This window comes from Bradyrhizobium sp. BRP22 (genome assembly GCF_020194175.1).
Classification (GTDB): Bacteria; Pseudomonadota; Alphaproteobacteria; order Rhizobiales; family Xanthobacteraceae; genus Bradyrhizobium.
In genome coordinates this window covers 1-13,313 of sequence record NZ_JADYVX010000041.1, presented here as the reverse complement: position 1 = coordinate 13,313, position 13,313 = coordinate 1, and the positions used below count along the sequence as shown (strand labels likewise).

Genomic DNA, 13,313 nt, shown 5'->3' with positions numbered 1-13,313 from the left:
CGATGCTCCCTCGTGCAATGCGGGCGGCGGGATTTGCCGCCGTTGCGTGGTTCGCTGCAATGGGCGCGCCTGCAAGCGCGGCCGAGCCGATCGAAATTTTCGATGCGCATCTGCACTACAATTGGGAGCCGACGCCCACCTACACGCTCGATGAAGTGCTGGCGCTGTTCAGGAAGCACCGCATCACCGGCATCATCGCCACCAGCCGTCCCAATACCGGCACCCATGCACTGGTCGATGCCAAGGCCGATGGCCTCGAGGTGGTGCCGTTCATCCGGCCCTACCGCGTGCGTGCCGATATCCAGACCTGGTTTGGCGATCCTGTGATCTTCGACCTCGTGCAGGAGGAGTTCAAGCGCGGCTACTACCGCGGCATCGGCGAATTTCACTTGTCTGGCAAAGCGGCGGATACCGAGTGGGTGAAGAAGACGGTCGATTTCGCGGTCGACCACGATCTTTATTTGCATGCGCACGCCGATCAGGAAGCCGTCGAAATCCTGATGCGGCACAATCCGCGCGCCAAGATCATCTGGGCCCATACCGGCTTTGGCCTGCCGACCGACCGCGTCGCGGCCATGCTCGGCAAATATCCGAACCTGTGGGGCGAGTTGTCCTACCGCGGCGGCATCGTCGACGGGGCAGGGAAGCTGACGGCGGAATGGCGCGCGCTGTTCGAGCGCTACCCCGACCGCTTCCTGCTCGGCTCCGACACCTGGGTGCCGGAACGCTGGGCAAGCTATGGCGAGATCATGGCCGGCTACCGCGCCTGGCTCGACCAGCTACCGCCGGACGTCGCGGCAAAGATCGCGCATCGCAATGCGCGGGCATTGTTCGCAAGCCGTTGAGATGGGGCTTAGATCGAGAAGCTGGTGCCGCAGCCGCAGGAGGCGGTCGCGTTCGGGTTGACGACGCGGAACGATGCGCCGATCAAGTCGTCGACGAAATCGAGCTCGGATCCGGCCAGGAACGGCACGGAAGCCGAATCGACCAGGACCACTGCATCCTCACGGGAGATCACAAGATCGTCGTCCGCCTTGGCGCGGTCGACGTCGAACTTGTACTGGAAGCCGGAGCAGCCGCCGCCCTCGACCGAAATCCGCAGCATCGCACCGTCACCCTCGCTCTTGAGGATTTGCCCGATCCGGCGGGCAGCCCGCTCGCTGATGGTGACAGAGTCAGTCATGGCCAACGTCTCCGAAACTGCGTCATACCCATTTCATTTGGTATCCCGCGTCCACCATAGTTAAGTGTGGAAGGAAGCGGAATCAAATGGATAAGGACTAAAAAACCGTGTCGGTCGGAATGGCTGCTCCCCGCGCGCCCTATGCCTGCGACCCCGATCGCAGCCGCGGGCGGCTGTTCGCGGAGGCCCCAAGCAGGACCCGCAGCCCGTTCCGCCGGGATTGCGACCGCGTGATCCATTCCACCGCGTTCCGGCGGCTGAAATACAAGACGCAGGTCTTCGTGTTCCATGAGGGCGATCATTACCGCACGCGGCTGACCCATTCGCTGGAGGTGGCGCAGATCGCCCGGGCGCTGGCCCGCCAGCTCGGTCTGGACGAGGACCTGACGGAGACCCTGGCGCTGGCGCACGACCTTGGACACCCGCCGTTCGGCCACGCCGGGGAGCGGGCGCTGGACAAGTGCCTGAAACCCCATGGCGGCTTCGACCACAATGCGCAGACGCTGCGCGTGGTCACCGCGCTGGAGCACCGCTATCCCGAATTCGGCGGACTCAATCTCACCTGGGAATCGCTCGAGGGCATCGTCAAGCACAACGGCCCGCTGACCGAGCGCAGCGGCGCGCCGGCCGGGCGCTACCGCGAGACAGGCGGCATTCCCATCGGTATTTCCGAATACGACAAAACCTACGATCTGGAGCTATGGAGCTTTGCCTCGCTCGAAGCCCAGGTCGCGGCGTTCGCCGACGACATCGCCTACGATGCCCATGATATCGACGACGGCCTGCGCGCGGGACTGTTCAAGGTCGACGAGCTCAAAGTGATGCCGCTGACCGCGGAAATCATTGCGGAAATCGACCGGCACTATCCGGGTCTGGACGAAGTCCGGCGCGGCGCGGAACTGGTGCGCGAATTGATCTCGCATTTCATCAACGCGGTGTTTGCCGAGGCAAGCCGGCGGCTCGAGGCCGCACAGCCGCAATCCGCCCATGACGTGCGCCGTCACAACGGGCCGCTGATCGCGTTTCCGCCGGTGGTTGCCCAGGAGGAGGTGGAGATCAAGGCCTTCCTCTGGCAACGGATGTACCGGCACAGACGGGTGATGCGGGTGATGGACGACGCCGAACAGATCGTATTCGACCTGTTCGCGCGCTACCGGCAATCCCCGGCTGACCTTCCGCCTGAGTGGGTGGAGGGCAGGGAAGCGGAGACCGAGGCGGAACGCGCCCGGCGGATCGGTAATTTCATTGCCGGGATGACCGATCGCTATGCCCTCATCGAGCACAACAGGCTTTTTGACTCGACCCCGGATTTGCGTTAGGCGGCGCCCCATGGCCGACAAACCAGCTTCTACGCATCTTTTTGCCGATGTGCTCGCGCGCGTGCACGCGATTTGCGCCGCGCTTGCGACCGAGGACAATTGGCCCGATGGCATCGAGCTGTCGCGGGTGGTGGTGGAGCCGCCGCGCGAGGTCAGCCATGGCGACATGGCGACCAATGCCGCGATGGTGCTCGCCAAGGAAGCCAAGGCCAAGCCGCGCGATCTCGCCGAGAAGATCGCGGACAAGCTGCGCGCCGACGAGCTTGTGGCCTCCGTCGAGGTCGCCGGTCCCGGCTTCATCAACCTGACTCTCAAGCCAAACGTCTGGACGGACGCGCTGCGGACCGTGTTGCGCGATGGCGTAGACTATGGGCGAAGCGCGATCGGCGGCAACGAGAAGGTCGATGTCGAGTACGTCTCGGCCAATCCGACCGGGCCAATGCATGTCGGCCATTGCCGCGGCGCGGTGTTCGGCGATGCGCTGTGCAGCCTGCTGCAATTCGCAGGCTTCGACGTCACGCGCGAATACTACATCAACGACGCCGGCGCCCAGGTCGACGTGCTCGCGCGCTCGGCCTATCTCCGCTATCGCGAGGCGCTGGGGGAGGACATCGGCGCCATCCCGGAGGGGCTTTATCCCGGCGACTATCTGAAGCCGGTCGGGCAGGCGCTCGCCAAGGAATGTGGCGACAGGCTGCTTTCGATGCGCGATGCTGCCTGGCTGCCGATCGTGCGCGACAAGGCGATCGCCATGATGATGGCCGAGATCAAGGACGATCTCGCCGCGCTCAACATCCGGCACGACGTATTTTTCTCCGAGCGCTCGCTGATCGAGACCGGCAACAACAAGGTCGCCGAGACCATCGATTTTCTGCGGCAGAAGGGCGACATCTACGAGGGACGCCTGCCGCCGCCGAAAGGCAAGCCGGTCGAGGATTACGAGGACCGCGAGCAGACGCTGTTTCGCGCCACCGCCTATGGCGACGACGTCGATCGTCCGCTGATCAAGTCGGATGGCTCCTACACCTATTTCGCCTCCGACATCGCCAACCACCGCAACAAGTTCGAGCGCGGCTTTCACAATCTCATCGACGTGTTCGGCGCCGACCATGGCGGCTACGTCAAGCGCATGCAGGCGGCGGTGAAGGCCGTGAGCGCCGGCAAGGCGGAGCTCGACGTGAAGATCGTGCAACTCGTCCGGCTGCTGCGCAACGGCGAGCCGGTGAAGATGTCGAAACGCGCCGGCGAGTTCGTGACGCTGCGCGAAGTCGTCGACGAGGTTGGCTCGGACGCGACCCGCTTCATGATGCTGTTCCGCAAGAACGACGCGGTGCTCGATTTCGATCTCGCCAAGGTGATCGAGCAGACCAAGGATAATGCGGTGTTCTACGTCCAGTACGGACACGCCCGCGGCCATTCGGTCTTCCGCAACGCGCGGCAGGAGGTGCTCCCCGACCTGCCGGAGGAGGACGGCGCGCGGCGGGACTATCTCTCGGGGGCGGCATTGGAGCGGCTGTCCGACCCGGCAGAACTCAGCCTGCTCAAGCAGTTGGCGCTCTATCCTCGCATGATCGAAGCTGCGGCAATCGCGCATGAGCCGCACCGAATCGCGTTTTATCTATATGATTTGGCCAGCGAATTTCACGCGCTGTGGAACAAAGGGGGCGATTTGCCCTATTTACGCTTCATTATCAATAATGATGCAGAGATCACGAGGGCGCGACTGGCAATGGTTCAGGGCGTCGTCTCGGTTCTGGCATCGGGCTTAGCGGTTCTAGGCGTCCAGGCCCCAACCGAGATGCGGTAGCAGCAGGGGCGAAGCCTCTCGCGATGGGGATCGTGGGGGTATTTGGCAGGGACCAACTCGTTCGTACCAGGAAGTTGCAGGCGACTTGGCGCTGTCCCCAAGGGGATGCAAGATCACGATGGCTGATCGATATCAAGACCGACTATTTCCCGCCGACCACGACTATGATCGCGGCGCCAATGCCGCGGGTCGGGCCGAAAGCGACCCGTTGGCCGAACTGGCGCGGCTGATCGGACAGACCGATCCGTTTGCCGCCACGCCGCCGAAGCCGCAGCCGACGCCGCATCCTCTGCAGTCGCGGGCCAATGTCCGCCCGCAGTCGTACCAGGCGCAGCCTGAAGACGAGGAGGTGGACCTGCCGGCCGGTCCTCCGCCCTGGATGCAGCGGACCCGCCGTGAGGCCGCGCCGGCCCAGCAATATGCTGCGCCAGCGCAGGACTACGAGGAACCGGATCTGCAGCCGAGCGCTGTGCACCCGCTGCACCGCTACGGCGCGCAACATGCCGGGGCGCCGGCGCAGGAATATCACGAGGAGTTGCCGCTCGAGGAACCGGCGCCGGAGCCCGATCCGTCGCGCTACGATGATGCGCTCTATGGCCGGATCGAATCCGGCGAGCAGGATTTTCAGCGCGAAGCGGCCTATCCGGACGATCCCTATGCCTATCAGAGCACCGGCTACGAGGAGGAAGAACCTCCGCCGCGCAGGCGCAGCAGCGGACTGATGACGGTAGGGGCCGTGCTTGCCCTTGCAGTGGTGGGTACCGGTGCAGCCTTTGCCTACCGCACCTATGTCGGTTCGCCTCGCAGCGGAGAACCGCCGATCATCAAGGCTGACAACAGTCCGACCAAGATCATGCCGGCGCAGCCTGACGGTGCCGGCAAGGCACCAGACCGCATGGTGCCCGGCAACGGCACGGAAAAGCTCGTGTCGCGCGAGGAGACGCCGGTCGACGTCACCTCCAATTCCGGTCCGCGCGTGGTATTCCCGCCGCTGAACCAGAATGCCAATCCGCCACCGGTGTCCAGCGTCGCTCCGTCGGCGGCATCGCCGATGACCACCAGTGGCACGCTGCCGAACAACGAGCCGCGGCGGATCCGGACGTATTCAGTTAAGGGCGATGCGACAGAAGCCGGCGTGCCGGCGTCAGCGCCGCCTCCACCGGCCAAGTCAGCCCCTGCCACGCGGTCTGCGTCTGCCAACCCGCAGCACGGCAACCCGGCCTCGGCCAATGCAAGCGCCAACACGCCGCTGTCGCTGGCGCCCGGGGCGCCGCAGCCTGACCCCGCGCCGACCCGGCTCGCTTCGACCAATCCCACGGCGACCGTCAGCAGTGGCGGAGGGTACGTGGTTCAGGTCTCCTCGCAGCGGAACGAAGCGGACGCGCAGGCCTCCTACCGCGCGCTGCAGGGCAAATACCCGAGCGTGCTCGGCTCGCAGTCGCTGGTGGTGAAGCGCGTCGATCTCGGCGAGAAAGGCGTGTACTACCGGGCGTTTGCCGGTCCGTTCAGCTCCCTGGATCAGGCGACGCAGGTCTGCAGCAGTCTGAAGGCCGCCGGCGGGCCGCAGTGCCTCATCCAAAGGAATTAACGGCGGTTTCCTTGACGCTCAGGATACATGCGGCCTAATCGGCCGCATGACCAACCGCGCATTCATCACGGGCGTATTCGGATTCGAGCTGACCGACGCCGAGCGCGACTTCATTCGCGCCGAGCGGCCGTGGGGCTTCATTCTGTTCAAGCGCAACGTCGACACACCGGACCAAGTGTCTGCACTTGTTCGTGAATGTCGTTCGATAGCAGGCCAGCCCGACGCTCCGGTCCTGATCGATCAGGAGGGCGGCCGGGTGCAGCGGCTCGGCCCGCCGCATTGGCCCGTCTATCCGGCCGGGGCGGCGTTTGGCGCGCTGTACGATCGCGATTCGCAGCTCGGACTGACTGCGGCGCGGCTCAGCGCGAGGCTGATCGCCGCCGATCTGGTGGATCTCGGCATTACCGTCGACTGCCTGCCGTTGGCCGATGTGCCCGTTGCGGGCGCCGATGCCGTGATCGGCAATCGCGCCTATGGAACGGATCCGGTCAAGGTGGCCGCCATCGCCCGCGCCGTAACGGACGGATTGGAGCAGGGTGGTATTTTACCGATCCTGAAACATATACCGGGTCATGGGCGGGCCACGGCGGACACCCATTTCCAGCTGCCTACGGTCGATACGGCCACGTCCGAATTGGAACGGACCGATTTTGCGGCGTTCCGGCCGCTTGCGGATCTGCCGATGGCGATGACCGCACATGTTGTGTTTAGCGCGCTGGACCCCGCCCAACCGGCGACGACTTCTGCGACAATCATCCAACAGGTGATTCGCAACAGTATCGGGTTCCAGGGTTTGTTGATGAGTGATGACGTGTCGATGAATGCGCTCGCAGGATCGATCGCCGAACGGACCCGGGCGATCATCAGCGCCGGCTGCGACATGGTCCTGCACTGCAACGGCAAGCTTGATGAGATGCGCGAGGTTGCGCGCGAGGCGCCGGAGCTGACCGGCGAAGCGCTGGAGCGCGCCAAGCGCGCGCTGGCCGCGCGAAAACCGCCGCTGCCGTTCGACCGGGTGGCAGGACGGGCCGAACTGGATGCCTTGATAGGACAAGTAGGTACGGCATGACCGCGGAAATTCTGTCGTTTGAGACCGGCCGGCCGGCTGAAATCGGCGAGGACGAGCCGGCGCTGGTGGTCGACGTCGGCGGCTATGAGGGCCCGCTCGACCTGCTGCTCACGCTGGCGCGGCAACAGAAGGTCGACCTGTCCAAGATCTCGATCCTGGCACTCGCCGACCAATATCTGCAGTTCATCGAGGCGGCGCGGAAGATCCGGCTGGAGCTTGCGGCCGACTATCTCGTCATGGCGGCGTGGCTCGCCTACCTGAAGTCGCGGCTGCTATTGCCCGAGCCGCCGGCGGCGGAAGGACCGACCGCCGAGGAGATGGCGACCGCGCTTGCCAACCGGCTGCGTCGGCTCGAGGCGATTCGGGAAGCGGCGAACCGGCTGATGAACCGGCCGCAGTTCCAGCGCGAAATCTTTCCGCGCGGCAATCCGGAATCCATCGCCGAGATCAAGCATCCCAAGTTCACGGCGACGCTCTACGACCTGCTCACGGCTTACGCTACGCAGCGCCAGCAGCGGGTATTGGCCAGCGTGCATCTGGCCAAGCGCACGGTGTGGTCGCTTTCCGAGGCGCGCGCCTCGCTGGAGCGGCTGGTCGGCGCCGCCGATAGCGAGAACTGGAGCTGCCTCGACGAATATCTGATGAACTACGTCGTCGAACCCTCGCAGCGGGCGACCGTGTTCGCGTCGAGTTTCGCCGCCGCATTGGAGTTGGTGCGGGAAGGCGAGATGGAATTGAATCAGAGCCGGGCGTTTGCGCCGCTCTATTTTCGAAAGCGTTTGCCGCAAGCGCCCGGCGCCACCGCGCCGGATCTTACGGCCGAGTAAGTGGAAGAAGGAGACCGAGCCATGGCCAGCCTGGCGGAAAAGCGCATGGAAGATGCCGAGGATCACGTCACCGATCCGCAGGCGCGGCCCGAGGAATTGCGGCTTCTGGAAGCCTTGCTGTTCGCCTCCGCCGAGCCGATCGATCAGGCCGCCTTGGCCAAGCGCATGCCCGAGGGCGTCGACGTCAAGGCTGCGCTGGCGCAACTGCAGGCGGAATACGCCTCGCGCGGGGTCAATCTGGTGCGCGTCGCCAACAAGTGGACCTTCCGTACCGCCGGCGATCTCGCCTGGCTGATGACTCGCGAGACGACGGAGACGAAAAAACTGTCGCGTGCCGCGATCGAGGTGCTGGCAATCGTCGCCTATCACCAGCCGGTGACGCGCGCCGAGATCGAGGAGATCCGGGGCGTGGTCACCTCCAAGGGCACACTCGACGTGCTCCTGGAAACCGGCTGGATCCGGCCGCGCGGCCGCCGCAAGACACCGGGACGGCCGCTGACCTTCGGCACGACGGAGGCGTTCCTCTCGCAGTTCAGCCTGGAGGCGCTCAGCGACCTGCCCGGTCTGGACGAACTGAAGGGAACCGGTCTGTTGGATTCCCGCCTGCCTTCGGGCTTCAACGTTCCATCTCCATCAGACGATCCGACGCTTCGCGAGGACGAGGACCCGCTCGATCCAGGCGACAGTCTGGAACTGCTGCTGGCGCCTGCGGCCGAGCCCGAGGAGGGCGGCGGCAAGGATTCAGCCTGACCCGCGCTGGCGGAACGCCGCAAGTTAACAGTAAGCAATATTGCGTAGCCGCGACAGCGATTTGCCGCGGCTGAAGTCCTTGTTTTTGACACCCCGCGGGCCTACCTTCCGCTCGAAGATTAGGCCGGTGCGCCGGTCACCTCTGGAGGGTTTGCAGGATGGGTTCTCTTAGCATTTGGCACTGGATCGTCGTGATCGCAGTGGTCCTGCTGCTGTTCGGCCGCGGCAAGATCTCCGACCTGATGGGCGATGTCGCGCAGGGTATCAAGGCCTTCAAGAAGGGCATGCAGGACGACGACAAGACTGCAGAAAAGCCCGCCGAGCCGGTGAAGACCATCGATCACAACGCGGCGCCGTCGGCGGCACGTTCGGACGTCGGCAGCAAGGCCGTCTAAGTTAGCAAGCTAGACGCCCGTTGAGAAAAAACGCGCGCGCCCCTAAATCCTGTTACAAGGGCCGGGGCTGTTTGCGCGCGTGAGCGGAATCTTTCATGTTCGACATCGGGTGGAGTGAACTGGTCGTCATCGCGGTCGTCGCGCTGATCGCCATCGGCCCGAAAGAACTTCCCGGCGTGCTGCGGATGGTGGGCCAGTGGATGGGCAAGGCGCGCCGGATGGCGGCCGAATTCCAGGGCCAGTTCCAGGAGGCGATGCGCGAAGCCGAGATGGCCGAGCTCAAGAAGGGCTTCGACGAAGTCAAGGAAGCCGCGACTGGGATTGCCAGCGGCAATGTCATGACCTCGCTGCAGAAGGACGTCAACGACGCCCTGCAGATCGGCGACATCGAGAAGCCTGCGGAGGCCAAGCCTGCCGATGCGCCGGCCACCGCCACGCTGCCGCCGCCGGCGAGCGATACGCCGGTCATTCCAACGACGCCGGTGACGCCCACGCCGGAGACTTTTGTCGAAGCCGAGGCGCATGCGGCGGCCAGCGAGGCGCTCGCTATCGTCAAGGAGGCGCAGCCGCAGTCGCCAGCGCCGCCGGACGCGCCTGAGGTGCCCGACGTGCAAAAGAGCGCCAAAGCGTCATGAGCGCCGAAGACATCGAAGCCAGCAAGGCGCCATTGATGGACCACTTGATCGAGCTGCGCTCGCGGCTGATCAAGGCGCTGCTCGGTTTTGGCGTGGCCTTCATCTTCTGCTTCTTCTTCGCCAAGCAGATCTACAACGTGCTGGTGTGGCCGTTCGTCTGGGTCGCGGGGCCTGAGAATTCGAAATTCATCTACACCGCGCTCCTGGAATACTTCATCACCCAACTCAAGCTCGCGCTGTTCGGCGCCGGCTTCATCTCGTTCCCGATCGTCGCAACCCAGATCTACAAGTTCGTGGCGCCGGGGCTCTATCGGCACGAGCGCAACGCGTTCCTGCCATATCTGGTCGCCACGCCCGTGTTTTTCGTCGCCGGCGCGATGCTGGTCTATTTCGTGGTGCTGCCGATGCTGGTGCGGTTCTCGCTCGGCATGCAGCAGACGGGCGGCGAGGAGACGGCGCAGATCCAGCTCCTGCCGAAGGTCGGCGAATATCTGTCGCTGATGATGTCGCTGATCTTCGCCTTCGGCATCGCATTCCAGCTTCCGGTGATCCTGACGCTGCTCGGCCGCATCGGCATCGTGACGTCACAGATGCTGCGCGAGAAGCGGCGCTATTTCATCGTCATCGCTTTCATCATCGCCGCGGTCCTGACCCCGCCGGACGTGCTGAGCCAGGCCTCGCTCGCAATCCCCCTGCTGGCGCTCTACGAAGGAGCCATCGTCGCGGTGCGCATAGTGGAACGGAAGGCAGCCGCCCAATCCTCGTCCGGCAGCACGCCCAACGCCGCCAATCCGGCGGAGTAGGGACCTATCACACTGGTGGTCATACCCCGCGTAGGCGGGTATCCAGTAAGCGGCGGCCCATCGATTTTGTCACCGCGGCCTCTGGAATACTGGATCGCCTGCTTTCGCTGACGATGACGGTCGTGGTACTGGAAACGCGCCGTTGACATTCAACGTCATGCGTTGACGTTCTACGCGGCCAAGTCCCAGGAATCCGCGCCATGCACGACATCAAAGCGATCCGCGACAATCCCGAGAGCTTCGACACCGCAATGAAACGGCGCGGGTTTGCGCCATTGTCGCCGTCGCTGCTTGCGATCGACGAGAAGCGCCGCGCGGCCATTCTGGCCTCCGAGCAGGCGCAGGCGCGGCGCAATGCGGCGTCGAAGGAGATCGGCGAAGCCAAGAAAGCCAAGGACGAAGCGCGCGCGGCGAAGCTGATGGCTGAAGTCGCCGAGCTCAAGGTTTCGCTGCCGGAGCTCGAGGCCGCTGCAAAGGCGGCCGATGAGGAGCTAAACACGCAACTTGCCGCGCTTCCGAACGTGCCGGCGCCTGACGTGCCCGACGGCGTCGATGAGCACGGCAACGTGCAGCACCACGTCTTCGGCGCCCCGCGGCAATACGGTTTCGCGCCGAAGCCGCACGACGATCTCGGCGGCGCGCTTGGGTTCATGGATTTCGAAGCAGCCGCGAAATTGTCCGGCGCACGCTTCGTCGTGCTGAAGAAGGGATTGGCGCGGCTGGAGCGGGCGATCGGGCAATTCATGCTCGATCTTCACACCAACGAGCACGGCTATACCGAAATCAATCCGCCGCTCCTGGTGCGCAACGAGGTGATGTTCGGCACCGGGCAATTGCCGAAATTCGAAGACGATCAGTTCTGGGCGATCAAGGGCGAATTGCTGACCGCCGGCGAGGAACGACTGAAGAGCGAACGCCTCGGACTGATCCCGACCGCCGAGGTCTCGCTGACCAATCTCGTCCGCGAATCCATCGTCGACGAAAAAGAGCTGCCGATGCGGCTGACTGCGCTGACGCCCTGCTTCCGCGCCGAGGCGGGTGCCGCTGGGCGCGATACGCGCGGCATGATCCGTCAGCACCAGTTCACGAAGGTCGAACTGGTCTCGATCACGACGCCGGAGGCCAGCCGCGACGAGCACGAGCGCATGCTCGCCTGCGCCGAGGAAGTGCTGCGGCAGCTCGACCTGCATTATCGCGTGATGACGCTGTGCGCCGGCGACATGGGTTTTTCCGCGCAGAAGACTTACGACATCGAAGTGTGGATGCCGGGACAAGGTGACGGTGGCGCCTATCGCGAGATCTCGAGCTGTTCGGTCTGCGGCGATTTCCAGGCGCGCCGAATGGATGCGCGCTACCGCGCCAGCGACGGCAAGCCGCGCTTCGTGCACACGCTGAACGGCTCCGGCACCGCGGTCGGCCGCGCGCTGATCGCCGTGATGGAAAACTATCAGCAGCAGGACGGCTCGATTGCCGTGCCCGACGTGCTGCAGCCCTATATGGGCGGCTTGAAAGTGATCGAGCACGATCAATGAAGTGATGCGCAAAGATGGCGCTGCATCGCGACATCTACTGGATCGGACGGCAATGGGCCGTCACCGGTTTTGGGATGCAGCTCATCGACCAGCGGCACGGCGGAAAATTTGATGTCGCGATCGCCCGGCTTTGGGATACGAGGCTCGCGGACGATCTGACCGCACAGAAATGGTTCAACCCTGTCGATTTTGCCAAGGGGCTCTCGGTCGCGCGGCAGCGCCACACGAAGCCGCCGGCACCCGCTCAGGTCGATTCGCTGCCCGCGCCGCTCCTCGCCGAGACAGCGGAGAATGCAACGGCAGGAGCCATTGAGCCGCCGCGGCCGGAAATGGCAGGATTTCCGCTTCGGATCGCTGGCAGCGCCAAATTCGTGCGTCCCTGGCGCGTCCGGCTGAAGCAGTAAGAGCCCGCAATCGCCGGGTTTGCCTCTGCGGCTTTTGCCGGTTAAGACCCTTGCCAGGACCTTTGACAAGGTAGGCGATAGAACAGGACATTTTGGACGGATGCGAATTCTCTGCACCAATGATGACGGCATCCACGCGCCCGGGTTGAAGGTCGTCGAGCAGATAGCGCGCGCTTTGTCCGACGATGTCTGGATCGTGGCGCCGGAGCTCGACCAGTCCGGCGTGTCGCATTCGCTGTCGCTGAACGACCCGTTGCGGTTGCGCGAAATAGGTCCGCGCCACTTCGCCGTCAGGGGGACGCCGACCGATTGCGTGATCATGGGCGCGCGCCATATCCTCGGTCCCAAACTGCCTGATCTCGTGCTGTCGGGCGTCAACAAGGGCCGCAACGTCGCCGAGGACGTCGTCTATTCCGGCACCATCGCCGGAGCTATGGAGGGCACCATTCTGGGCTTGCCGTCATTCGCGCTGTCGCAGGAGTTCAGTCTCGAGACCCGTGAAAAGCCGCTTTGGGACACCGCACTGCAATTCGGTCCCGACATCGTGCGCAGGGTGATGGATGCGGGCATCCCCAAGAACACGGTCATCAACGTCAATTTTCCGGCCTGCGTGCCTGATGAAGTCAAGGGCATCCGGGTCACCCGGCAGGGCAAGCGCAATCTCGGTTTCCTGAAGATCGACCAACGCCGCGACGGCCGCGGCAATCCGTATTTCTGGATCGGCTTCGAGCGCACGGCGATGATGGACCCGCCCGCGGAAGGCACCGATCTGGCGGCCCTTGCCGCGCGCTACGTGTCGGTGACGCCGCTGCGTCTCGACCGCACCGACGAGGCATTTTCGGAAACGCTGACGTCGACGCTGAAGTAACCTGAATAGCCCGGATGGAGCGAAGAGACTGGGTAAGAATCTGAGCTTTTTGTAGGAACGAGTGTACGATTCGGTATGACGAATCGTAGGTTCAAGACCGGCGTCAGCCGGGATCAGGTCAGCCTTCTACCTG

At 64.2% G+C, this 13,313-nt stretch carries 14 protein-coding genes; 13 read left to right on the top strand and 1 reads right to left on the bottom strand.

What is annotated here, in order from left to right; all coding sequences use genetic code 11:
- The first annotated feature begins 2 nt into the window (after window positions 1–2).
- Window positions 3–845, top strand: a complete 843-nt coding sequence (locus I6F35_RS33455) for an amidohydrolase family protein (protein ID WP_225121906.1) — start codon at window positions 3–5, stop codon at window positions 843–845.
- Window positions 846–853: 8 nt separating this feature from the next.
- Here I6F35_RS33455 and erpA read toward each other — a convergent pair whose 3' ends face one another.
- On the bottom strand, window positions 854–1,183 hold the full coding sequence (gene erpA, locus I6F35_RS33450; protein WP_225121905.1) for an iron-sulfur cluster insertion protein ErpA: 330 nt from the start codon (window positions 1,181–1,183) through the stop codon (window positions 854–856).
- Window positions 1,184–1,290: 107 nt separating this feature from the next.
- Here erpA and I6F35_RS33445 point away from each other — a divergent pair, with 107 nt between their 5' ends.
- The 12 genes from I6F35_RS33445 to surE all read left to right on the top strand — a co-directional run bounded on the left by I6F35_RS33445 (window position 1,291) and on the right by surE (window position 13,180).
- The gene (locus tag I6F35_RS33445) at window positions 1,291–2,502 is read left to right on the top strand and encodes a deoxyguanosinetriphosphate triphosphohydrolase (protein ID WP_225121904.1); all 1,212 of its coding nucleotides are present in this window, start codon (window positions 1,291–1,293) and stop codon (window positions 2,500–2,502) included.
- 10 nt (window positions 2,503–2,512) lie between these two features.
- Entirely contained in the window at window positions 2,513–4,309 is a 1,797-nt protein-coding gene (argS, locus tag I6F35_RS33440; protein WP_225121903.1) for an arginine--tRNA ligase, read from the top strand.
- Between the two features lie 118 nt (window positions 4,310–4,427).
- Window positions 4,428–5,897, top strand: a complete 1,470-nt coding sequence (locus I6F35_RS33435; protein WP_225121902.1) for an SPOR domain-containing protein — start codon at window positions 4,428–4,430, stop codon at window positions 5,895–5,897.
- A 46-nt stretch (window positions 5,898–5,943) separates the two neighbouring features.
- Complete coding sequence (gene nagZ, locus I6F35_RS33430) at window positions 5,944–6,966, top strand: beta-N-acetylhexosaminidase (RefSeq protein ID WP_225121901.1); 1,023 nt, start codon at window positions 5,944–5,946, stop codon at window positions 6,964–6,966.
- A complete protein-coding gene (locus I6F35_RS33425) occupies window positions 6,963–7,793 on the top strand; it encodes a ScpA family protein (RefSeq protein WP_225121900.1) in 831 nt (276 codons plus the stop codon). The genes nagZ and I6F35_RS33425 overlap by 4 nt, the downstream gene beginning before the upstream one ends.
- A gap of 21 nt (window positions 7,794–7,814) precedes the next feature.
- Entirely contained in the window at window positions 7,815–8,543 is a 729-nt protein-coding gene (scpB, locus tag I6F35_RS33420; RefSeq protein WP_225121899.1) for an SMC-Scp complex subunit ScpB, read from the top strand.
- A 158-nt stretch (window positions 8,544–8,701) separates the two neighbouring features.
- Window positions 8,702–8,938 carry a twin-arginine translocase TatA/TatE family subunit gene (locus tag I6F35_RS33415; protein WP_028165598.1) on the top strand — a complete coding sequence of 79 codons (237 nt, stop codon included), beginning with the start codon at window positions 8,702–8,704 and terminating at the stop codon, window positions 8,936–8,938.
- A 95-nt stretch (window positions 8,939–9,033) separates the two neighbouring features.
- Window positions 9,034–9,573, top strand: a complete 540-nt coding sequence (tatB, locus tag I6F35_RS33410; RefSeq protein ID WP_225121898.1) for a Sec-independent protein translocase protein TatB — start codon at window positions 9,034–9,036, stop codon at window positions 9,571–9,573.
- Window positions 9,570–10,376: a twin-arginine translocase subunit TatC gene (tatC, locus tag I6F35_RS33405; RefSeq protein WP_225121897.1), complete on the top strand. Its 807-nt coding sequence runs from the start codon at window positions 9,570–9,572 to the stop codon at window positions 10,374–10,376. The genes tatB and tatC overlap by 4 nt, the downstream gene beginning before the upstream one ends.
- Before the next feature lie 200 nt (window positions 10,377–10,576).
- Window positions 10,577–11,908 carry a serine--tRNA ligase gene (gene serS / locus I6F35_RS33400; RefSeq protein WP_225121896.1) on the top strand — a complete coding sequence of 444 codons (1,332 nt, stop codon included), beginning with the start codon at window positions 10,577–10,579 and terminating at the stop codon, window positions 11,906–11,908.
- 14 nt (window positions 11,909–11,922) lie between these two features.
- The gene (locus tag I6F35_RS33395; protein ID WP_225121895.1) at window positions 11,923–12,312 is read left to right on the top strand and encodes a hypothetical protein; all 390 of its coding nucleotides are present in this window, start codon (window positions 11,923–11,925) and stop codon (window positions 12,310–12,312) included.
- A 100-nt stretch (window positions 12,313–12,412) separates the two neighbouring features.
- Window positions 12,413–13,180 (top strand): 5'/3'-nucleotidase SurE, encoded by a 768-nt coding sequence (gene surE, locus I6F35_RS33390; RefSeq protein WP_225121894.1) that lies wholly within the window; start codon window positions 12,413–12,415, stop codon window positions 13,178–13,180.
- Window positions 13,181–13,313 lie beyond the last annotated feature (133 nt).